Genomic DNA, 23,219 nt, shown 5'->3' on the forward strand with positions numbered 1-23,219 from the left:
GTGGTTTATCTGCGCTCGAAGTTATCTCTGAAATTGTTACGGCTGTAACACAACGTAAACCTTATCCAGATGTGTTTAACCTCACCAGCGATTAGTCAATACTACGCTGGTGAATGGTTACAAAAACGCAGTTGGTCGCTAAAAACAAACTTAATTTATTGATACGATATTAATATCCGCAATGTAATAGCTCACTTAAAAGGTGAATCGCTATACGCTCACAAGCTTGCTAAAATTCCCGATTACTGCGTTGTAACTTTTGCGAGTAGAATTACTACTTGCTGCAAGCTACGCCTTGTTTTCTGAAATTTTTCTACGCCTGAGTTCGTATCCAACTGCGTTTTCTAGGATAATCGAACTAAGACTCTTTATTAAAAGGAGTCATCTCAATCCCTGCAGACCTAGGCTTAGAATTCGTCTTTAATATTGAAGGTGTTGACGATGCTTCTGCAACGTCTATGATATAAGCACCACTAAATTGTGAGTATGTTTTTTCAATATAACCCAGTGCTAACTTATTGTTAAATTGAAAGGCTTGCTGCCAAACATTTACTGTCAACTCTTTTAATTTATCACCGGTCGAGTTTGTTGTTTTTTCAATCTCAGAAAGCGCATTTTTAATCAATTCAACATCTTCTAATTTGGCAATGCTTATTAAAAATACATCTGACATTAATATGCTTTTAGATTCTTCAGTCTCAAATAGGTTAATTAATTTTACTAGGGTTTCACCTTTACGGTCTTGCAACGCTAATTGAAATAAGCCTCTCACCTCTGGTACACTAAATGATCTAACATCGGCTTTAACCCAACGGTCAATTTCATCGATATTTCCATCAGCTACGGCCTCTTTAAAACGCGCTTTTTTAAAAAATAGCGTTCTATTTTTATCTTTTTTCGCTTGAGCTTCTGGGTTAACGTTATTTTCAACGGCCGTATTGCTGCTTGTCACTTTCTGCATATATGTTTTGACATTACTTTTCGAAGCTCTCTCTAGAGATTGAGTATCTAAACCATCAACATCACTTCCTATAGGTAGGATGAACTTAACCAAATATAAATGTCCTTTTTTACATGCCCATTGCAACATGCTTGTTTTACCTTCTGGATCCCGTAATTTTCTCAACTCACTTGGTGTAAAGTTGGAAAGCAGCTCTTTCACAAGCTGTTCATTACCATCCGAGAGCGCTCGATTAAATATAAGAATGCTCTCAGATTGAATGCTTGAAACCATCGGCCCAACGAGTGTTTGGGATCTGACGACATTGACCTGCTTTACATCTATATCATGATTACGCATTAAAAAACGCACAACATCAAATTGTTGTATATGACATGCATGGGCAAATAAGGTTCGAGATTCCCTTGCATTGCCAATACTTTGAACTGGATAATCAGAAGTTACACTACAAGCTGTATCACCAAGCAAAGTGAGTAAATATCCAAGAATTGTCGTGTTATTTTTTTCAACCGCTTCAAATGCTATTTCTTTTACTTCATGTTCTACTCTGTTTTGAAGATTGCAATGCTGTATTAAATCTAACCATCCGCGTTTAACCGCCATGGATAGCATAGGTTTTATCTCTTCCCAAGGTATTTTTTTTAGGACGTCCTGAGGTAATGAAAGTAGTGTCTGATGCTTAAAAAGACATAATGCAGAAATAGGAAGAGATCTTGCCTTAACGACCACGTCCAAAAGCGCTTTTTGTTCTGAAGCAGGTAAAATTGAGCAAAGAGTTAATAACTGATGTTCTTTAAAAGATTCGCCTTCAATATATGGAGTGAAACTCTCTGAATGAGCTTGATCTTTACTTAATTGTTGAGCTTTATTTTTAAATGCCATCTCTAGTATTTGGTACGTCTCATGCCCACTTTGTTGAGCATTAAACTTAGGAAGAACTCTAAGCGCCAATTTGCAAACATCTTCGGTTGATTTGCATTGTGAAATCGCAGCCTCACACATTGGAATATAAATATGAGGATGCATCGAACTGACATCTAATTGTGGAATACATTCCTGTTGTATGCTTGTATACTGGTTCCAAGGCATAACCTGAACATTATATTTTTTACTTCCCCAACGGAACCCTTCAGGTGCTCTCTCCACAAGCTTTGAACCCCATGCAATTGCTACTCTGGATACTCCCTTAGCTGCCGTTTTATTCATAATTCTAGTCGGAGAAAGATATGCGTCCGCTAACTTTAAAAACCCTTCTGCATCCGCGTATGAAACATGTCCTAATTGTGAACATCTTACGAACCCATTTCTTGATTGTTGTTCAGGTGACTGTTGTTCCGGCTCATAGCCGAAATCACTTGCTGCAAACCTCACAAGTTGAGCCACATACTCCTTTTTATCCGCCTTAATATCATCTCTAGAGTCAACATATTTTTCTGCCAACTCGATAACCAAGCTCTTTTTCACCTCTATAAAAGATTCAGTGCACTTTTCGTTCTCACAATTTAATGTTTGAATTGCCCTGTATAACCTGGTTGGAGCGCCCATAGTAGCGTTAATTTGTTTAACAGCCGCCTCTTTAACCTTTAAAGGGATATTTTCATCTGCCATCAAGGCATTAAATTTTGCGAATTGCTCTTTTGGTGTTCCATACAGATTTTTATGATGCCGAAATTCAGGTGGTTGTTTTGATAAAGCGGAAAATTTAGGTTCGAGCTCATACTGACATAATAATCCTCCTGCGCAAACAGGCTTCGATTCATCAGGAATCACCCATTCATCTTCATCGAAGGAATAACTTTGTTGCTCAGGTGTAGTTTGTGGCTCACGAGTACTACTTGCTGCTAAAGACATATCAAACCATTAATAGTATAGTAAGTTGCTGTTAACCATATCACTATCGTTATCAATGTATTAATTAAACTCTCTTCATAATTCAAGCATCAACAATTAATCTTATCGGCCAAAAGCATCGAAGTAAGCCCAAGGAATTGAGCTTGAAGTATCTCCAAAACTTCCCAACTCAATGTCTTAACAATTCCATTGATGAACCTCGATGTTCGAGATCGGCTTTGCTTTCAACTTTGTCGATCAACTTCCTCATGCAACTCTAAGCATTTATATCCTTCAATACCTTCAAATGCTTGTTGAATCGTTTTGTAAGACCCAAAAAAAAGCATGGTTTGAAACCATGCTTTTTTACTGAATCAACTTTGAGTTTACTGAGTGTTAAACCCAACGGATTTAATGTCAACTTGAGTCACTTCCCCGTACTGTTTCGCTATTGGTGCCACTTTTCCTGCATTACCAATCAATACATATTGTAAGTTCTGTTTCGGGAAATACTGCTTCACTAGACGCTTAGTTTCATCCAGTGTTAAGCCATCAACTTTTGCTTGAAAATCGTTGATGTAACTGTCGTCAAAACCATACAAATACATATCACCGAGAAGCTTTGCCAGCTGACCACTGGTTTCATATCTTGGCGGGAATTGACCTTTTACATAGGCTTTAGCTGAATCAAGGGTCGCTTGGTCGATACCTTGCTCCCATAAACGGCCATAAGTCTTCAGAGCTAAGTCAATCGCTTCTTTTGTGGTGGCCACTTTAGTAAATGTGCTGATACGAAAGATACCGTCTTTTGCGTAGGGAACAAATGCAGAACGCGCACCGTAGGTCAGACCCGCGTTAACACGCAGCTCGTCATTAAGCCATGAAGTAAATCGACCACCTAAAATCGTATTTACAACCGTTAAACCGACACGATCTTTATTGTCGAAACGGATACCTTTACCACCAATTAAAAAGGTCGTTTCAATGGCATCACCTTTGTTCACCAATAACACTCTGCTTTTGCTTGGCTTTGGCAATGCGGCTAAATTTGGCTGTTGAACCTTTACCGTCGATTTCCAAGAGCCAAATGTAGCGTCAAGCTTCGCTTTCATCTGTTTTACGTCAAAGTCACCTACTATGCTGATTGCTGCATTCTGCGGTTGATAATAAGCTGCATAAAACGCTTTAAGCTTTGCTACATCGAGCTTTTTAAGGCTATCACTGTTGCCTGAACTCGGCTTACCATAAGGGGTATCAGCAAAAATCATACGGTCAAAGTAACGACCGATGACATTTCGAGGGCTCTCTTTCGCTTGCCCTAAACCAGCAATCTCACGATCTTTAAGCTTAGAGAATTCTTTGCCATTAAACTTAGGATCAAGCAATACCGCTTCAATGATCGGTAACATCTTATCGAAATCTTTAGCCAAAAAGTCACTGCGAACGGAACTGCCTTCTTTACCTGCATTAGTGGTTAAACTTGCCCCCATAAAGTCAATGGTTTGTTCAAGTTCAGACTTTGACCACTTCCCAGCACCAAGCATCAGCCCCTTCGCTGTTAAGCGAGCTTCTCCACCTAAGATATCATTAACGCTACCCACTTTAATTGCAGCATTAACCGTGATCAATGGGACTTCTTTATGCGGCATTAAATATACGGTCAGCCCGTTGCCCATTTTATAAGTGTCATAAGTCGGAATTTTAAAGCTACCAGTATCAACAACTTCAGCTTTAGCCGCTTGAGGCGCTGGTGTTGAATTACAGGCGGAAAGCGTTACTGCACAACCTAAGGCTAAACCAAGCATCCACTTAGAGTTGATGGCCGTTGTCATTTTAGATGGCTTCATTGATCTTTCTCCTCATGAGCCGCTAAAACGCCCACTGTGCGGTTAGATTTTTTAAGATAGGTTTGCGCAACACGCTGAATATCTTCAGGCGTAACTTTGTTGTAAAGTTCTGGTGCATCAAACAGCTTTTTATAGTCTCCAAAGAACATTTCATAGGTTCCTATGGTGTTTGCCTTACCATTTATGGTTTCCATCGTACGATAAAAATCCATCAATTTGATGTTCTTCACTTTATCGAGTTCATGCTGAGAAACACCTTTCTCTGCAATCAGATCGATTTGCTCTATCAAGGCTTTTTCTAGCTGTTTTTCAGACACTTTTTGGCTTGCTATTCCGTAGATATAGAATAAGTTAGGATCAAAAGATTTTGGGAGATAAGACTCAGCTGCAATCGCTATTTGTTTATCGACTAACCCTTTATATAAGCGAGAACTCTTACCGTCACTTAGTATCGAAGACAAAATATCTAATGCGTAATAATCGGCAGATTTTGAATTTGGGATATGGTAAGCCAACATAAGATTTGGCGTGCTTACTGATGCTTTTTTTACAAAAACTCGACGTTCACCTGTTTGCTCTGGCTCAACGGTGCGAACCTTAGCCGGTGGCGTCTGTGCAGGAATCGGCTCAAAGTACTTCTTAGCTAAACGCTTAACATTATCAAACTGAACATCACCAGCAATCACCACAACCGCATTATTCGGTGCATAATAGGTTTTGTGATACTGCTGTAAATCTTCCATCGTCCATGCTTGAATATCAGACTCGTGACCAATAACAGGCCAAGAATAAGGATGGGCGATAAATGCCACACCTTTAACAGGGCCTGATAATGCACGCCAATTTGAGTTTTCCAAACCTGTGGTGCGCTCAGACGCAACAACACCTCGTTCGCTTTGTACCATCTTTGGATTAATATCTAAATGGCCTATGCGGTCAGCTTCTAAGTCAAACATGGTTTCAATCGCATTGGATGGAAACCAATCGGTATAGACGGTTAAATCTTCTGTTGCATAAGCATTATTAGCGCCACCAGCGGCTTCCATGGTGCGGTCGAACATTTTAGGACCGTATTTCTTAGCACCATTAAACATCATATGCTCGAAGAAATGTGAAATCCCCGTTATGCCAGGCACTTCATTACGAGATCCGACTTTCCAAAATAAATACATGTTGGCATTCGGTATTGAATGATCTTCCAATACCATCACTTTCATGCCATTTTTTAAGGTAAAGCTTTTCACATCTACTGCTGTGGTTTCTGCTTGTACCGAGTTTGCGGTAAACATTAACCCCAGAGATAGACTTAAAGCTGTGAGTGTGCGCTTCATTATCGTTCCCTATTTTTCATTGTTAAGGCTGAGAATTCTCATCTTTTTTTAGTTTTTAACGTTATTTTGTTGCATTTAGCTCTGTCATTGCTAACTTCGTCATCGCCTCTACCCCAATTTTAAATGCTGATTCATCCGCATAAAAATGCGGAGAATGATTGCTGGCAACGGTTTTTAAATCTTGATCTGGCGGAGTAACGCCAAGAAAAAAGAAGAACCCAGGCGTTTCCAATGCATAATAAGAAAAGTCTTCTGCACCCGTAAATAAGCTTGGCTCAATCAATTTGCCTTCGTCTACAACAGTGGCTAGTACGGGTCGCATTTTTGCTACTAATTCTGGGTTGTTCACGGTAACCGGATAACCATCATCAATTTTGGTTGTCGCTGTTGCGCCTAATGTTGCCGCAGCATTCGTTACAATCTCGCCCAGTCGCTTTTTAATGTCTTTACGCATAGCCTGATCAAAAGTACGAATGGTACCGATAAGCTCAACTTCATCAGGAATAATGTTCGAACGGACGCCACCATTGATGGCACCAAAACTGACGACTGCTGGGGCTTTTGTCACATCTACTTGACGACTGATGATGGTTTGAACACTATTGATCACTTGCGCAGACGCTACGATAGGGTCAACACCTTGCCATGGACGAGAGCCGTGAGTTTGCTTACCTTTTACCTTGATGGTAAAAGAATCTTCACTCGCCATAGCTGGACCACTGCGTAGGGCGATTGTGCCAGTATGCATGCTAGAGCTGACATGCAGACCAAACACTTTTTCAGGTTTCCTTTCAGCAAATAAACCTTGTTTCAACATCAACTCAGCACCACCTTCTTCGCCTTCAGGTGCGCCTTCTTCAGCAGGCTGGAAAATAAACATCACATCACCAGCTAACTGATCTTTAATTTTTGTTAAGTTATGCGCCACACCTAATAACATGGCCACATGAGTATCATGTCCACAGGCATGCATTACTCCAACTTTGTTACCTCTGTACTCAGCCGTCGCTTTCGATGCGAATGGTAAATCAACTTTTTCAGTAACGGGTAACGCGTCCATATCCGCACGCAAGGCAATCAAAGGGCCGGGGTTCCCCCCTTTGAGCATACCCACAACACCAGTGTGAGCAACACCAGTTTGCACCTCAAGCCCAAGACGGCGTAGTTTTTCTGCAACAAGTTTACTGGTTTTAACTTCTCGATTTGATAATTCTGGATACTGATGCAACTGCCTACGTAGCTCAATAACTTTCGCTTCGATGTTAGTCGTGAGCTGTTTGGCATCAGCAGCTGATGCTTGTGAAAAAAAGAGAGGAGTCGTTATCAGAGTGAATAAAGAAAACGACTGTTTGAAGTTAAGCATAGCATTCCATCCGTGTCATTTGAGAACGCTACGTTACCGATAATTTTACAGTTTGTTAACTATTTACACGTTATTTTTAGTAACTAAGTGTGAACATGTGTTGCCTGTTTTTTTGATGATCACGGTTTCACTGTTGATGACTGTACTTTCACTGCCTCTCCTTGAGAGTATTGAGGTAGTGCACTCTGTACCCATTTCATTGCTGTTGTATCTTGATCTTGATTAAACATGAGTAAATGCACACCATTCGGATGTTGGAGCGAAACATAGCTCGGGATTTGTAACTGAAAATATGAAACATTGCTCGAATGTTTATCCAAATGTTTTTGGAAATTATCACCAAGTAAAATCAACGAGAATGGCTTTTTGAAGTCTTTAGTAAATTCACACAGTTCTTTAAGCATGTCTTCTTCAATGGCTGCGGCGATGAATACCATCGGCTTATCAGTAGCATATCTTTTAATGACCGCTTTTTGTTCGTATGAATATACTTTTACATTCCCAAACTTTTTTTTAGGTGGTGTTTTATCCGTGGCATACCCTTTTAAGCCCATTTTCTCTCCATTACTCTCTTTGAGCGCTACTGTAGTCATTGCTCTACCTGCACCAATTTCGACGAACCCTCTATCTCCTCTCGGTAACGCTTTGATCACCACTTTCAAATCCTCTGCTAAATCAGCACTGGAGATCTGATACAGCTGTAATTGAGTCGTTATATAGAGGTGAGCAAAGCTAATAAACTCTGACATTGTGGCTTTTTCTGTAATTTGATCTCGTCTTTCACCGCCTATAGCTCCATCACGTAAACGTTCTTCAATCACTTTTAAGTGAGCAAGCGACTTCGGGACTTTATCATCATTGAGTTCTGCAATGGTTTGCATTAGTGCTTTCGCAGCATCGACATCTTCTTTTGAGATAGAGCTATCACTTTCGAGCATTCGAACGCACTCCACCAGCCCACGTAAAATCTCATTTTTCTTATAGACACCACCCAGTTTCATATTCTTATCTAATGACTTAAAAAGTGTAAGTTGAGAACTTTTTGAAGCCGGCATTTCTGAATATCGACTCTGAAAGGCATCTGCAGCATCAAAGTCATGAAATGATCTTGCATTGATTAAATCAGCAATAGCTTGCTGCTGGTTCACACCCGATTCATAGAGATATTGAAAGCATTCCAAACCATCCGGTGGGCGAGTATGAATACTCTGCGATTTGCCTTGCGTATAGGTTTCGCTCAACTGAGTTTTTAATACTTCAGCTATACCACTTAACTGGTAATCGGCCTGAGATTGTAAATAGTTCGGCGTTAATGATATTGCTTGTTTTGAAGCTGCTTCAGCCATGACTCCGCCCTTATGACCAATATACCGTCAAAGCATACCACTTCGCCTTGTGACCGAATTAAACGAGCCGATTAAACTTGATTAATTCTTGTTTATCTTATTCACGGAGATCGAATAATTTAAGCAAATATCAAATTTGTAACTACACTTTCATTGGATTTGAAATATTACTTTCATGGAGGAAAGATCCCGATGAAATCGTTATCTAAGCTTATTATCTCTAGTGTCGCTTTAACCAGCTTCAGTGCCTTTTCAGCGCTTGATTTAGACTATCAACATGAAGTGAGCCTACAAGCTAAAGACCAAACTGGGAATTCCAATTCCGATACTTATTGGAAAGGTCAATACACCTACTATGCAAAGCCTATAGAGCAAACCAAAGGTCCTTATATTCTTAATGCTTTTCTGGCTCATAGCTCTCAGCTGACCCTCATGTATGGTCATAAAAAAGATGACAATGATTATGGTATCAAGGGTAAATGGTTTGTAAGAGATCACTGGTTCATCGCCGGTGAATATGAACGAGCTGAACTGTACGGTGACTACTTTGATAGATATCATTTTGAAGTCGGTAACTATGTCAATGACTACACCAAAGTGTATGTATCAGCAGAGCGTGATGATTTGGGGGATAAGAACGGTAAGCTAGAAATCGATACATACAGCCTTGGCGTAAAAAGTTTTATATCTCTGCCTAATGATACGGGTGTATTACTAAAAGCAGCTTACTTATTTAAGGACGTTGAAACCGGTGCACCAAAGTCGGATACCAATAACATCAAACTCCATGCTGAGTATTTCTTTAATCAGTCATTTTCTATCGATGCCCATTATGAAAATGGGAATAATGATGATGCTCAATATGGTGTGAAAGCGGCCTACTTTATTCGTATCTTAGACAATTTATCTTTAGATCTCACAGCGGGTAAATACTTTGAGCCAGAGGATAAAGACTCAGGCATCAATTGGTCAGCAAGATTCGTTGGACGCTTTTAATCTAACTAAGATTTGATTTAACTAATTACTCTATAAAGGACTGTCATAAACTCATTGAGTTCATGAATGGTTTGCAAGGACGAATGATGAAATTTAATCGTACTCAACTCGCATTGCTCATCGGTTGTATAAGTTTATCCTCTTATGCAGCTCAAGATGAAAAGTACCACCATGAAGGTGGTATTGGAACATACGACAATACTTCTGTACCAAATTCTGATGCATATTGGATTGGTGATTACACGTATTATTCAAAAGGTATTGATCAGAATAAGGGGCCTTACCGTTTAAATGCATTTTTGGCTCACTCTTCACAGGTGCATTTAAAGTATAAACATCGTGATGACTTCGATGCTTATACAATAAAAGGTAAGTTATTTTTTGGTGACCATTGGTTTGTTGCTGGCTTATACGACTATACCGATGACCTAGGAACAGGTGAAAACACCTATAAATTAGAGCTCGGTAATTATATTAGCGACACGGCAAAAGTGTATATTTCGGCTCAACGCCTTGAACGCGATATCTCTCCTGCCAAGTATGACTATGACAAGTATGCCATCGGCGCAAAAGGCTTTATTCAGACCAGCGGCGATATGGGCTTTCTCCTAAAAGCAGAGTACCTATTCAAGGAGTATAAGATTTCCGATTATAAATCGGATTCGCATGGGTATTTAGCTGAAGCCGATTACTTCTTTACTAAATCGTTTTCTGTCGGCGGCTTTTATTCGGATGGTAATCATGAAGATAAATCCTATGGCGGACGAGCGAACTATTTCTTACGTCTAACGGACAACTTATCACTGGATTTATCTGTCGATAAAAAATACGAGCCTAAAGAAGATGGTACCAATTGGGGAGCAAGGCTAGTAGGACGATTTTAATAAACGCTTACAAGTAAGCCATTGAACTTTAATTAGACCTTGTGCTCTAATAAGCCGCCAATATTAAGTATTGGCGGCTTTTAATTACAAGGATGAATTATGAAATTTACTCAAACGGCACTTGCCGTACTTTTAGGGTGTGTGAGCTTTTCTTCTTTTGCTACTAACGACAAACCGTTTCAACATCAAGTGTCAATTAGTGCTGCTGATTCGGTAAACAGTGATTACGATTCTGACACCTTTTGGTCAGCATCGTATCAATATTACTTTTCTCCTGTTTCCCAAGAAAAAGGGCCTTATGCCTTAAATAGCTGGTTAGCACAGACCAGTGAGCTCGGCGCAACGATTGCGAGTGGAAGCGACTCTCGAAACTATGGACTGAATGGCAAATACGTTACTGATTCAAAATGGTTCATCAGCGCTAGCTATTTAATGTCGGACCTAGATGCACCACGGAATCCATCGATAGATAGATATGGTGTTTCTGTAGGTTATTATCTAGATGACTGGACGAGTATTAGCCTTTCGTATGACAGAATTGAATTTAATGAACTTTTATCTGATCCTGAAACCACTGGTTACGCAATCAATGCCAGCAAATACTTTTCATTTGAGAACGACAGCGGCTTATTTTTAAGGGGTAGCTTTGCTTATGCTGATTTCGAACACGGTGAGTTTAATGATGACTCAACGTCGTTATCCATCAGTTCTGACTATTACTTTAATAAGTCTTGGTCTGTCGGATTGAATTACTCAAGAAATAACGATAAAAATGATGAACTCTATGGCATTCAAACAAGTTATTTTTGGCGAATTACCGATAGCATGTCTTTAGTCGCTGATTTGAGCAAAGCGCTTGAATCTAATTCTGACGATGCAATACAAGTGGGATTAAATCTCACTGGAAGATTCTAGCCCTATCGCATGACTAAGGTTAGTGAGTTAACCACCACTAACCTTGTAACCCAGCTATATCAAAGATTAATTTTTTAATCAAAAATTAGACATCCAAAAAATAACTTCTATGCTTTAGCCTGATTTTACAATTATGTTAAACATAGGAAGAATGAAGATGATGAAATGGACGTCAACACTTACCGCATTAAGTTTAAGCGTTATTGGCTTTTCAGCACTCAGTGCACAAGACAATAATTACCAAAGTGAGCTTACCGTAAGTTACATGGATTTTTCGTCTAATAAGTTAGACATTGATCCAACATGGGGTGTTCAATATTCTTATTATGGTTCACCGATATCACAATCTGCAAGCCCATATCAGTTAAATCGCTTCCTATCTCAAACTTCAGTATTGGATTTAAATTATTCAAATACTGATAGTAATAATACTTATGGTATCGCTGGCAAATACGTATTTGATTCAAAATGGTTTGTGGGTGCAAATTACCAAAGCACAGATACAGGCTCGTTTGGCGATGCTGATATTTATAATGTCAATCTTGGTTATTATCTAAATGAATTCACTTCTGTTTATGTTGCAGCAACCAAAACAGATTCTGGTAATAGTAGAAGTGCAATTATCATTGACGACTATCAGTATGATATTGGTATTAAAAGTTTTATTGAGACAACTTACGGTGAAGGCGTTTACTTTACTGCAGATTACAGCTTTTCCGATGATGAAATTAAGACACCTATAGGTACGACTAAACTGGATTATCGTAACTGGGGGGTATCTGTCGATTATTACTTAACGAATGCATTTTCTATTGGTGGCTCATACTCAGACGCTTCTTACGACAATGCTGAAGACACTTACGCTGTGAATGCCGCCTACTTTATTCGACTTGTCGATAACATCTCATTATCTATTAGAGCAGATAAAACACTAGAGCCTAGCTCAAGTGGCTTTAGTTACGATATAGGTCTCGTCGGTCGTTTCTAAACTTTTGGATGATGTCTACGCTTCTGGGTAGACATCATCCTTCATTTACTGATCTCGTTTTACCGCTTTTGCCACCTTGCGTTGATGACTCTGTTCTATGGTTTGATAGTATGAGGCATAAGGCGGACGGTTAATGTATTTACCCTTACCCACTTTGACTAAAACTTCGCCACGTTGATAAGCCACTTCTCCCGCCGCAATCGTGTATGCAGGAATACCTGTCATCGTCATGCCTTCATAGATGTTAAAATCAACCTTTGAGTGTTGGTTGATGACAGATAGCACTTTCGTTGCTTTAGGGTCCCAAATAACCAGATCCGCATCAGCGTTAATTTGAATTGCACCTTTTCTTGGATAGATATTAAAGATTTTCGCAGCATTGGTGGACGTGACAGCCACAAATTCATTCATTGTAAGTTGTCCTGTATTAACTCCATTATTCCATAACACCATCAATCTCTCTTCCACTGAAGAAACACCGTTTGGGATGTTAGTAAAATCATTTTTGCCCATGGATTTTTGTTCTGCACAAAACGCACAGTGATCTGTTGCCGTTGTTTGCAATGCTCCCGACTTTAGCCCGTTCCAAAGCGCTTGTTGATGATTTTTAGGTCTAAAAGGTGGGCTCATGACATGTGCTGCAGCATGCAACCAGTTTTTATCTTGATAGACACTATCATCAATCGTTAAATGAGCGGCTAAGCACTCTCCAAAGACGCGTTGCCCGTTCTCTGTCGCATAACGAATGGCATCGAGTGTTTGGCTGGCCGAAACATGCACTAAATAGAGTGGGCTGCCAAGTGTATCAGCAATACTAATTGCACGATTCGCAGCTTCTGACTCTACAATTGGTGGTCTAGATAAGGGGTGTGCTTCTGGCCCTGTAATATTTCTTTCTAATAATGATTGTTGTAGGTGATACACCAATTCACCATTCTCGGCATGTACGGTTGGGATTGCACCTAGCTCAATACAGCGGCTAAAGCTGGCGATCATCATATCATCAGTGGCCATAATGGCATTTTTGTATGCCATAAAGTGCTTAAAGCTATTTACACCATGTTTCTCTACCAGTGTTTGCATGTCCCGAGATACTGAATCATCCCACCACGTTATCGCCACATGAAAGCTATAGTCACACGTGGCTTTCTCTGCCCAGCCACGCCATTGATGGTAAGCCTCCAATAAATTCTGCTGCGGATTTGGGATAACAAAGTCGATGATCATCGTAGTACCACCTGCTAACGCTGCTTTAGTACCAGATTCAAAATCATCTATTGCGACCGTTCCCATAAATGGCAGTTGCATGTGCGTGTGAGGGTCAATCCCTCCCGGCATAATCAGCATTCCTTGTGCATCAATCACTTCGGTGACATTTTCATCGGGAATATGGTCATTAATTTGTGTAATCACACCGTCTTCGCATAACACATCAGCAAAGTAGCTTTGCTCATGAGTGATAATCTGACCATTTTTGATGAGTAGGCGCATTATTTAGCTTCCTCTGCAAGACGTTGACTGGCAGCCAACATACTATGAAGAAGTACATTTGCCCCTGCTTCACATTGTTCTGGCGTCGTGTTCTCGATTTCGTTATGGCTAATGCCATTCTCACACGGTGTAAAGACCATTCCTGATGGCACAATATCCGCCATATAACAGGCATCGTGTCCGGCTCCCGCCACGATATCCATATGACTGTACCCCACTTTTTCAGCGGCTTTCTTCACATCATCCGAGGCTTGAAACTTCACAGGAGCAAAATACCAAAAATGATCAACCTCTATGTCGACCTGACGAGCTTTAGCAATGCTTTGACACATAGAATTGAATTCTTCATGCATAGACTCAAGCACATCTGGATGCGGATTCCTTAAATCAACACTAAAGCGAACTTGCCCCGGAATGGTATTTCTAGAGTTTGGCGTTACTTGCATAAAACCTGTTGTACCAACGGCATGTTCATACTTTAATCCGAGCTTTTCGACTTCAGTGATCACTTCGCAACTGGCGGCCAACGCATCTTTACGCAACGCCATGGGAGTTGTGCCTGAGTGAGACTCTTGTCCATTAACCACCACATCATACCAACGGATCCCTTGCCCTAATCGAACAATGCCCACCTCTTTGGATTGGTTTTCAAGTATTGGGCCTTGCTCAATGTGCGTTTCAAAAAAAGCGCCGAAGTTGCGTTGGCCAATAGGCTCACTCCCTAAATAGCCGATGCGCTCTAGTTCATCTTTTACATTATGTCCATCGACATCTGTTTTATTCCATTCGGTTTGTAAATCGAAACGCCCAACATAAACACCAGAACCTTGCATTGCTGGCTGAAAGCGTGAACCCTCCTCGTTGGTCCATACACTGAACTCAAACGCGGTTTCAGTTTCTATGTTGTTATCATTGAGTGTTCTGAGGACTTCTACTCCTGCTAAGACGCCGAACACACCATCAAATTTCCCTCCCGTTGGTTGAGTATCAAGATGACTCCCGGTTGCAACCGAAGGCAAATCTGAATTTTGCCCTTTACGTTTAGCAAAAATGTTTCCGAATTGGTCGATACTTATCTCGCATCCCGCCTCTTTACACCATTTACAAAATAAGTCTCTGGCCTTTTTATCATTATCTGTCAGTGCGAGCCGATTGCATCCCCCTTTTTCAGTCAATCCAAACTGAGCCATGATCATCAAAGATTCCCACAGCCTTTCAGCATTAACTTTGAGCTTTTGCATCAAATACCTCTTAATTAACTGGGAAAAGAAAACTGGGCTTGTTGCTCTAAATTTGCCAACCAACGAGCCGTAATGGTTTTCCTTTGAGTATAAAATCTAACAGCGTCTGGCCCGTAAGCGCTTAAATCCCCAAAAATTGATTGCTTCCAGCCGCCAAAGCTATGACTGGCCATAGGTACCGGCAATGGCACATTAATGCCAACCATGCCCACTTCAATCGCTTGACTAAATTCACGAGCGGCATAGCCATTCTGGGTAAAAATGCAGGTACCATTGCCATAGCGGTGGTTATTGATAAGCTTTATTGCGTCAGCCAATGATGACACTCGAACAAGACACAATACGGGCCCAAAAATTTCCTGTTGATAAATGTCCATTTCAGGTGTGACATGGTCAAATAAGCTGCCTCCGAGAAAATAACCTTGCTCGAATTCAGTGCTTGAGCCACTCAAGTGAAACTGCCGTCCATCAACAACGAGAGTTGCGCCTTGCTCGACCCCTTTTTCAATTAAGCCTAGAACCTTCGCTTTATGCCCTGCAGAGATCAATGGCCCCATATTGTTTTCTTCATCAAAGCCAGAACCAATTTTAAGATTTTCAATCAGAGGTGCTAACTTGGCCGTGAGTGATTTTGCAATATCATCACCCACAACTACTGCAACCGATATCGCCATACAACGCTCACCGCAAGAGCCAAACGCAGCTCCCATCAATGATTGAGCGACAAGATCAATATCTGCATCCGGCATAACTACCGCATGATTTTTTGCGCCTCCGAGTGCCTGGCAACGCATATCCGCCATCGTAGCTCGACGATAGAGTTCTTTCGCTACTGGCGTTGACCCTACAAAACTTAACGCTTTAATTCTCTTGTCTTGCAGTAAAGCTTCAACCGTTTCAGCATTACCATTGATGACATTGAGCACCCCAGGGGGGAAGCCCGCCATCTGTGCGAGTTTACAAATAAAATAGGGGGCACTCGGTGCTTGCTCAGAAGGTTTGAGGATGAAAGTATTGCCGCACATAACGGCCATCGGCCACATCCACAATGGCACCATTGCAGGGAAATTAAATGGCGTCACGCCTAAGACGACGCCTAAAGGTTGAAGTTCGCTCCAAGAATCATGTTGACTACTGATATTAGGCGAGTGTTCACCTTTTAATAGTTGTGCGATGCCACAAGCATATTCGATGTTTTCAATCCCTCGATTCAATTCACCTCTGGCATCATCTAATACTTTACCGTGCTCTTCTGTTAGCAAGTTACACACTTCATTGGCGTGCTGTTCGAGTAGCGTTTTAAATCGAAATAAAATTTTTGCCCGTTGGCTAATTGATGTTTGTTTCCAACGTTTAAAGGCCATCGTGGCGGCTAAAATCACTTCTTCAACAATCAACTTAGACGCACATTCAACTTCTGCGGTTTGCATTGCGGTCGCAGGATTGGTTACAGGGAGCGTAGATTGATTTTCAGAAAATGGTTCGCCATTAATCAAATGAGAAAGGTACTTCATTTATACTCCTTTCATGACTCAATAATGTGTTTATGTTGCTTTTTTACTGAGATAATAATCAAATAATGAGTGGTTCATGACTCACTCATTATGTTAATTAAAGCTTGGCAAGCACATCTGATAACGCATTTATCACATCATCAATTTGTGTTTGTTCAATAATGAAAGGCGGTGCAAATTGAATCGTATCGCCTCCCCATCGCACGTAAAACCCCTTACGCCACATAGACATGGCAATCTCATAAGGTCTTTGGGTTACTGATTCTTTATGGGGGTCAATAGTAAAGCCAGCGGCTAAACCATAATTTCTGATGTCAGTGATCGCATTAGAGCCACGCAGACTGTGAACCGCTTGCTCAAAATATCCTGCCACTGATTTAACACGTTGTGGAATTTTCTGCGTTTCTAAAATCGTCAAACAGGCACTTGCGGCTGCACACGCAACAGGGTGACCTGAATAGGTATAACCGTGAGGTAATTCAACATCATGAAGCGGCTTATCGGTGTCCATAAACGTTTGATAAATTTCACTACTGCAGACAACAGCACCCATTGGAATAACACCATTGGTCAATTGTTTAGCGAGGTTCATGATATCGGGTGTCACGCCAAACTCTTGGGCACCGAACATCGATCCTGTACGACCAAAGCCCGTAATGACTTCATCAAAAATTAACAGAATATTATACTGGTTGCAGATTTCTCGAAGTCGTTGCAAATAACCAACGGGAGGAATGATAACGCCCGCTGAACCAGAAAACGGCTCAACAATCACCGCAGCAATATTTGACGCATCATGCAGCGCAATGAGCTCTAGTAACTCGTCAGCTAAGTATGCGCCAATTGCTGGCATCCCCTTTGTGAATCGGTTTTCATCCAGTAACGTATGCGGTAGGTGATCAGCATCGATAGCCTGCCCCCAAATTTTGCGATTCCCGCCTATTCCACCAAAGCTTATCCCGCCCCAGCTAGAGCCATGGTAACCTTTCATTCTGCCAATGATTTTTGTCTTTGATGAGAGCCCTTTTTCTCGCCAATAACCTCGAGCAATTTTTGTTGCAGTGTCAGCGGACTCTGATCCAGAGTTGGTATAAAACACATGATTTAACGGCTCCGGTGTCAGGCGAGTAATTTGTTCTGCAAGCTCATGAGCTTTAGGGTGAGAAAACTGAAATGTCGGTGCGTAATCCAGTTCATTGAGTTGTTGCTGTACGGCAGAAATAATATCCGGTTGCCGATGTCCAAGGCCACACGTCCACAGCCCTGATAATCCATCTAGGATTTTTCTGCCATTACTGTCGATTAAGTAGACCCCTTCTGCACTGTGTATCATTCTGGGATCTGACTTAAATTGCCGATTCGCCGAATAAGGTAACCAATATGCATCGAGGTTGGGTAGAGAATCATTTGTCATAAGTTGACCTAAAACTGAATAAAGTCGAGTTAAATCAATCAAAAATTCACTATATCGTCGGATCTGTGTTTAATAAATGATCACTTTTCTATGTTTACTTTCATAACGGTGAAACTTTGAAAACAACCATTGGAAATTTGTCTAACATTGATTTGCGTCTACTGCGTGTATTTAAACGAATTGTAGAAGCTCACGGGATCTCAGCGGCTGAGCGCAGTTTAAACATCGGCCGCTCTACCATCAGTCGGCATTTAAAAGAACTCGAACACCGTTTAGGTGTGGTGTTGTGTTATCGCGGGCGCAGTGGTTTTAAACTGACAGAAGAAGGTCTGACAATCTATCATGCCATCAACACCTTACTCGATTCTCTTGATGAGTTTTGTCAAAGAGTTAATCAGATTAATCATGAGCTTAAAGGCAAACTGATTATTGGTATCTTCGACAATATGGTAACCAACCCGAATTGTCAGTTTCATACTGTTCTTAACCAATATTATCAACTTGCACCAGCGGTACACATAGAGATTCATGTGCTTCCAACTGTTGAAATTGAGCAAGGGATCTTAGAAGGGAAGATTCATTTTGGTGTGCTTCCTTGCCACAACCCAACGAATTCGCTGTGTTATTTGCCATTGTTTTCAGAGGAGATGACCATCTTTTGCGGTGTTACTCACCCTTTAGCTAACAACAATAAAGCGGTGACAAAAGAGGCATTACTTGACTATTCTTTTGCAGGATTGGCTTTTAGCAGCACCAACAATGAACTGCTCACACAAAACAATCTGATGGTCTCAGCGTCAGCATACGCACAAGATGGTGTCGCATTATTAATTCTCACCGGAAACTACCTAGGTTTTTTGCCTCGCCATTTTGGTTCGGTATTTGTAGAGCGACATCAAATGTTCAGCCTCTCACCTACACCTTTAGATTACTGTAGCCACTTCAGTGGTATTTTCCGCTTTGACTCGAAAAATGATAGAAAAATAAAACAGCTGATTGAAATCATTAAGGCTTACTCTTAAATAACAAAACGACGTCATTAGCGACAAACTCGAAATGCCAGTTATAACTGTTGGCAAGCCACTCAAAGGTATATTCGGAATAAAAGCAAATATGAGTAGGGTCATTTTTATAGTGCCAGCGACTGAAAGCATCAACATCTTTTATTCGCTTAGTCATTAGCGCTAACATTCCACCAGTCTTTAATCGATCATCAAATAACTCAAATGTGCCTTGGGCATCATAGATATGTTCGATCACTTCAGTCGCTGTAATAAAGTCGTATTGCTGCTCAAGAACAGAGTTATCATTAGCATAAAAGAGATCATAATTACTCATAGCAAAGCCCGCTTCTTGCGCCATTTTACTGAGCACTCTCCCTTCTCCACAGCCAAAGTCTAGTCCTTGTTGCTGGGGGCTGACCATTTCAAGAACTGGGTCTAGACATCGTGATAAAAATCGACGATAACCTGCATCATCATCTTGATTATCATGTTTATCGTACTCAGCTTTTTCTTGCTCAACAGTAAGGTGAAATGATTTTGGAACTTGAACGAGCAGGCAATGCTGGCATTGCCAATATTCACGTTGTTTATCTTGGTGGTAAAACGTTAGAGACGGCTGTTTACACAACACACAGCATTGATCAGTCATACTTATCTATTTTTTTCTCTTTTTTAGCGGCTTGTTTGGCATCTTGTAATTGTTTTGAAATACGTTTCTTTTGCTCAACAAACTGTTTTTGTGAACGTTTTGTCTGCTCACTTTCCCAGTCTGGTCTCAGCTGATTTTGCTGTACTTTCAACTCACGTTTTTGAATCTCTGAATTTGCTTGCTGAGCTTTCTTTAGTTGCAGCTGTTGTTCTGCACTGTATTCCGTCGGCTTTTGTTGAGGCTTTTCTGCAGCTTTAGGTGTCCATTTAAGGCGCTTTTTTTCTGAAGCCTGAGCAGGGAATGTAAACATGCTGATCAGCATCAGTGAAAGTATAACGAGCGACAGTTCCGTTGTCTTTGGCATAACATTGTTCCATTTGCTATCTATATTGCATTGAATTAGCGGTATCGTTTTCGTACATTAGCAGGCATAGCCGCCAATTGCTGGGCTATCATAGCATCAAATAAATTCAAAAGTGGAGAAATATTCACCATTGGTTCTAATGTCTTAATGCCGAATGCGGCGGCTTCAAGGCTCGATAAACTATCGCTACGACTGGCTTTACGAATTTTGTAATTTGATGGCCTGTCTGGCGTAATACTTAAATGCGTAAACGCTAATAACCAAGGGTTAAGCATCAACATCTTATGCGCTTTTCTCCATGTGCCATCGAGTACGATCAAAATGGCATTTTCAGTTGCTTGAGTTTCACTGATATCCCGACTGCTATCCGAAGGATAAAGCAAGTAAATGGGTTTCTTCTGTGTAATTAACCAAGCTCTTAATTCAACAAAATCCGCTTCTGATTCCCCCACTACAATTTGTATGTTTGGCAAACTAAGAGGCAATAATCTCACTGAATTTTTAGCGTGCTTCACTTCTGACGGGTGCTGCAAAATAATAAGGTGAGTTTCACAATCCACCTTTTCTACATGCCCGCACAAGCAATGTGACGCAGGAAACTGACATTTTGAACAAAGATGACGTGACATAAACTATTGAAATAATGAAACCAGTACTTATTTTATCAAGATTTTTTTAAAGCAACTATAGTTATAGCAGGCTCAATAGCAGGGATTCGCTATGAAGTGTGCTGAAGCAATTACCATTTTTGATACCACCTTGAGAGATGGCGAACAAATGCCTGATGTCACTTTCTCTCCCAACCAAAAATTAGAGCTTGCGATTGCTCAATAAAATGAATGAGCTCAACATAATCTTGCCATCAGAATCTGACTTTGATGACTACTTTCACAGCGTGAAGCGAGTTGCAGCAAAGCAACAGGTCTGTGATAACACATTAATACAGCTTCAAAAAAAGTATTAAGACGGCAGGCACTCGTCACCTAAACAAACTGTTTTAAGTTAAGCGGTTGCACTCAGTTAGCGTATCGGCAAAGATACTCAATAATTATTTTTATTGCTACGGATTGCTACCATGCGCACCGCTCTCACTGCTTCATTCTTATTGTCTTCACTCAGTGGTTTTGTTTACGCTGCTGACCATAGTACTCCAACCATTCAAGAAACCTACGTTAACGACCCTTTTCTGCCACCACAAATCACGTGGCACGGCAAAAGCGAAGCCTTATTACAGTCAACTGATAACCCATGGGTCACTGACTTCGAATTATCAGATTATATCGATAGCCCAAGTTATCAACGTACTTTCGAATGGCTTGACCGACTCGTCGAGAGCAGTGACAAACTCAAGAAAGTCAGTTTAGGCAAAAGCCCGCAAGGTCGTGACATTTGGATGGTAATCGCCACTCAATCGGGTGTAAGTAGCCCTGAAACACTCAAAAAAAATAGTAAACCAACCGTATTGGTTCAAGCAGGCATTCACGCTGGTGAAATTGATGGAAAAGACGCCGGTATGATGCTGCTTAGAGACATTGTACATGGTGAGAAAGCACAACTATTAAAAAACGCTAATTTGCTCTTTGTGCCTATTTTCAATGTTGACGCTCATGAACGTGCTGATAAGCATAACCGAGTGAATCAACGTGGCCCGATATCCATGGGTTGGCGTACCAATGCCAATAACCTTAATCTAAATCGCGATTATGCAAAAGCCGATACCTCTGAAATGCAGCATATGCTCAGGGCGATCAACACTTGGCAGCCCGACCTTTATATCGATGTTCATGTTACTGATGGCATTGATTATCAATATGACGTGACCTATGGCTACAACTTATCGGTCGGTTTAAGTCCTGCCAGTTTTGATTGGCTAGAAAATACTTATAAGCCACAAATTGATGCCACCTTATCCGAACAAGGCCATATTCCTGGCCCATTGGTGTTTGCGATGGACAAAATGGACATCAACAAGGGGATGGCGTTATGGCATGCTTCTCCACGTTATTCAAATGGCTATGGTGATGCGAGACATTTACCAACCATTTTAATTGAGAATCATAGCCTAAAACCTTATAAGCAACGTGTACTCGGCACTTATGTCATGCTTGAGCAAACACTAAAAACCTTAGCGAGCAATGGCATAAAGCTGAAAGCCGCAATATCTAAAGATAAATTTGCTTACCCGCAACGAGTCACACTCAATTGGAAGTCAGAGCAACAAGCTAAAGGCTGGGATTTTAAAGGCATCGAATATTCAAAAGAATATAGTGATATCAGTGGTAAAGAAGTGGTGCGTTGGTCGGGTATCCCTAAACTCTATCCAAACTTACCTGTTATTGGCCGAACTCAAGCAGATGTGACCATCAATCGTCCAAGCGCTTATTATCTTCCACCCCAATGGCAGCAGGTGATTAAGCGCTTATCAATTCATGGCATTCGTATGACTCGCCTAGAACAGCCAACAACCAAAACATTGCAGCAGTATACTTTTGATAAGCCTAAATTTGCCGATAGCTCGTATGAAGGTCACTTACAAGTCACCGCAACACCAACCTCTTCTCAGCAGCAAGTCACTTTACCTGCTGGAACGGTGAAAATTGATACCGAGCAACCATTGGGCAATTTAGCGATTTTGCTGTTAGAGCCGCAACACGGTGATTCCTTGTTCCAATGGGGGTTCTTTAACCCTATTTTTACTCGAACTGAGTATATTGAGGATTATGCTATTGAGCCGTTAGCGCAAAAAATGCTGGCCGCCGATCCTAAACTGCAAGCTGAGTTTGATAACGCTCTAAAAGATAAAGATTTCGCTAATGATTCAAAAGCCCGCTTACGTTGGTTTTACGAGCGCAGCCCATACTATGACAAACAGTATTTAATCTATCCGGTATTGAAAGAACTCTAAATTCATCACCTTGTTTCAAGTCGCCAATATCGCCAAATTCACTCTCTGAAGTTGGCGATATTAATTCATTTGTTATTTTCACCATTAAGTTGCGGTTTCAACACATTAGTGTCCATTTTTGAATTGAACACCCTCACAACAAAACATAAAACACTTAAAAATCAATGATTTGAAAT

19 protein-coding genes are annotated in these 23,219 nt (G+C 40.9%); 7 read left to right on the forward strand and 12 right to left on the reverse strand.

The features are described from left to right. Positions 1 to 358: 358 nt before the first annotated feature. The 5 genes from JQC92_RS06565 to JQC92_RS06585 all read right to left on the reverse strand — a co-directional run bounded on the left by JQC92_RS06565 (position 359) and on the right by JQC92_RS06585 (position 8,678). Complete coding sequence (locus JQC92_RS06565) at positions 359 to 2,812, reverse strand: ankyrin repeat domain-containing protein (RefSeq protein WP_204998901.1); 2,454 nt, start codon at positions 2,810 to 2,812, stop codon at positions 359 to 361. Between the two features lie 365 nt (positions 2,813 to 3,177). Beyond that, positions 3,178 to 4,638, reverse strand: a complete 1,461-nt coding sequence (locus tag JQC92_RS06570) for a M16 family metallopeptidase (protein WP_204998902.1) — start codon at positions 4,636 to 4,638, stop codon at positions 3,178 to 3,180. After that, positions 4,635 to 5,969, reverse strand: a complete 1,335-nt coding sequence (locus JQC92_RS06575) for a M16 family metallopeptidase (protein ID WP_204998903.1) — start codon at positions 5,967 to 5,969, stop codon at positions 4,635 to 4,637. Before JQC92_RS06575 ends, JQC92_RS06570 begins: the two co-directional genes overlap by 4 nt. A gap of 61 nt (positions 5,970 to 6,030) precedes the next feature. Continuing rightward, the gene (locus JQC92_RS06580) at positions 6,031 to 7,332 is read right to left on the reverse strand and encodes an amidohydrolase (RefSeq protein WP_204998904.1); all 1,302 of its coding nucleotides are present in this window, start codon (positions 7,330 to 7,332) and stop codon (positions 6,031 to 6,033) included. A gap of 119 nt (positions 7,333 to 7,451) precedes the next feature. Further along, positions 7,452 to 8,678, reverse strand: coding sequence for a hypothetical protein (locus JQC92_RS06585; RefSeq protein WP_204998905.1), 1,227 nt, complete (start codon positions 8,676 to 8,678; stop codon positions 7,452 to 7,454). A gap of 192 nt (positions 8,679 to 8,870) precedes the next feature. On the opposite strand from JQC92_RS06585, the gene JQC92_RS06590 reads away from it, so the two are divergent. The 4 genes from JQC92_RS06590 (at position 8,871) to JQC92_RS06605 (ending at position 12,461) form a co-directional block, all read left to right on the forward strand. After that, positions 8,871 to 9,674, forward strand: a complete 804-nt coding sequence (locus tag JQC92_RS06590; RefSeq protein ID WP_129946227.1) for a putative porin — start codon at positions 8,871 to 8,873, stop codon at positions 9,672 to 9,674. 86 nt (positions 9,675 to 9,760) lie between these two features. After that, positions 9,761 to 10,558 carry a putative porin gene (locus JQC92_RS06595; protein WP_204998906.1) on the forward strand — a complete coding sequence of 266 codons (798 nt, stop codon included), beginning with the start codon at positions 9,761 to 9,763 and terminating at the stop codon, positions 10,556 to 10,558. 99 nt (positions 10,559 to 10,657) lie between these two features. Continuing rightward, a complete protein-coding gene (locus JQC92_RS06600; RefSeq protein ID WP_204998907.1) occupies positions 10,658 to 11,473 on the forward strand; it encodes a putative porin in 816 nt (271 codons plus the stop codon). A gap of 157 nt (positions 11,474 to 11,630) precedes the next feature. Beyond that, on the forward strand, positions 11,631 to 12,461 hold the full coding sequence (locus JQC92_RS06605) for a putative porin (RefSeq protein ID WP_204998908.1): 831 nt from the start codon (positions 11,631 to 11,633) through the stop codon (positions 12,459 to 12,461). 45 nt (positions 12,462 to 12,506) lie between these two features. Here the strand turns inward: JQC92_RS06605 and hydA are convergent, their stop codons facing one another. From hydA to aptA, 4 genes are all read right to left on the reverse strand, one after another. Beyond that, positions 12,507 to 13,952, reverse strand: coding sequence for a dihydropyrimidinase (hydA, locus tag JQC92_RS06610; RefSeq protein WP_204998909.1), 1,446 nt, complete (start codon positions 13,950 to 13,952; stop codon positions 12,507 to 12,509). Then, a complete protein-coding gene (locus JQC92_RS06615; protein WP_204998910.1) occupies positions 13,952 to 15,193 on the reverse strand; it encodes a Zn-dependent hydrolase in 1,242 nt (413 codons plus the stop codon). The genes hydA and JQC92_RS06615 overlap by 1 nt, the downstream gene beginning before the upstream one ends. 14 nt (positions 15,194 to 15,207) lie before the next feature. Next, the gene (locus JQC92_RS06620) at positions 15,208 to 16,707 is read right to left on the reverse strand and encodes a CoA-acylating methylmalonate-semialdehyde dehydrogenase (RefSeq protein WP_204998911.1); all 1,500 of its coding nucleotides are present in this window, start codon (positions 16,705 to 16,707) and stop codon (positions 15,208 to 15,210) included. A 97-nt stretch (positions 16,708 to 16,804) separates the two neighbouring features. Continuing rightward, entirely contained in the window at positions 16,805 to 18,121 is a 1,317-nt protein-coding gene (gene aptA, locus JQC92_RS06625; RefSeq protein WP_204998912.1) for an omega-aminotransferase AptA, read from the reverse strand. Between the two features lie 116 nt (positions 18,122 to 18,237). Between aptA and JQC92_RS06630 the strand changes: the two genes are divergently transcribed. Further along, complete coding sequence (locus JQC92_RS06630; protein WP_204998913.1) at positions 18,238 to 19,143, forward strand: LysR family transcriptional regulator; 906 nt, start codon at positions 18,238 to 18,240, stop codon at positions 19,141 to 19,143. Here the strand turns inward: JQC92_RS06630 and JQC92_RS06635 are convergent. From JQC92_RS06635 to JQC92_RS06645, 3 genes are read right to left on the reverse strand one after another with little or no spacing between them, the layout of a single operon-like run. Then, entirely contained in the window at positions 19,127 to 19,774 is a 648-nt protein-coding gene (locus tag JQC92_RS06635) for a class I SAM-dependent methyltransferase (RefSeq protein WP_204998914.1), read from the reverse strand. The genes JQC92_RS06630 and JQC92_RS06635 overlap by 17 nt on opposite strands. Then, complete coding sequence (locus JQC92_RS06640) at positions 19,767 to 20,138, reverse strand: hypothetical protein (protein ID WP_204998915.1); 372 nt, start codon at positions 20,136 to 20,138, stop codon at positions 19,767 to 19,769. The genes JQC92_RS06635 and JQC92_RS06640 overlap by 8 nt, the downstream gene beginning before the upstream one ends. A gap of 35 nt (positions 20,139 to 20,173) precedes the next feature. Beyond that, positions 20,174 to 20,767 (reverse strand): tRNA-uridine aminocarboxypropyltransferase, encoded by a 594-nt coding sequence (locus JQC92_RS06645; protein ID WP_204998916.1) that lies wholly within the window; start codon positions 20,765 to 20,767, stop codon positions 20,174 to 20,176. A 91-nt stretch (positions 20,768 to 20,858) separates the two neighbouring features. Here JQC92_RS06645 and JQC92_RS06650 point away from each other — a divergent pair, with 91 nt between their 5' ends. Together JQC92_RS06650 and JQC92_RS06655 are read left to right on the forward strand one after the other, a co-directional pair. After that, positions 20,859 to 20,972: a hypothetical protein gene (locus JQC92_RS06650; protein WP_204998917.1), complete on the forward strand. Its 114-nt coding sequence runs from the start codon at positions 20,859 to 20,861 to the stop codon at positions 20,970 to 20,972. Positions 20,973 to 21,213: 241 nt separating this feature from the next. Next, on the forward strand, positions 21,214 to 23,043 hold the full coding sequence (locus JQC92_RS06655; RefSeq protein ID WP_204998918.1) for a M14 family metallopeptidase: 1,830 nt from the start codon (positions 21,214 to 21,216) through the stop codon (positions 23,041 to 23,043). Positions 23,044 to 23,219: the final 176 nt, after the last annotated feature.

This window comes from Parashewanella hymeniacidonis, from assembly GCF_016900895.1.
Lineage (GTDB): Bacteria > Pseudomonadota > Gammaproteobacteria > Enterobacterales > Shewanellaceae > Parashewanella > Parashewanella hymeniacidonis.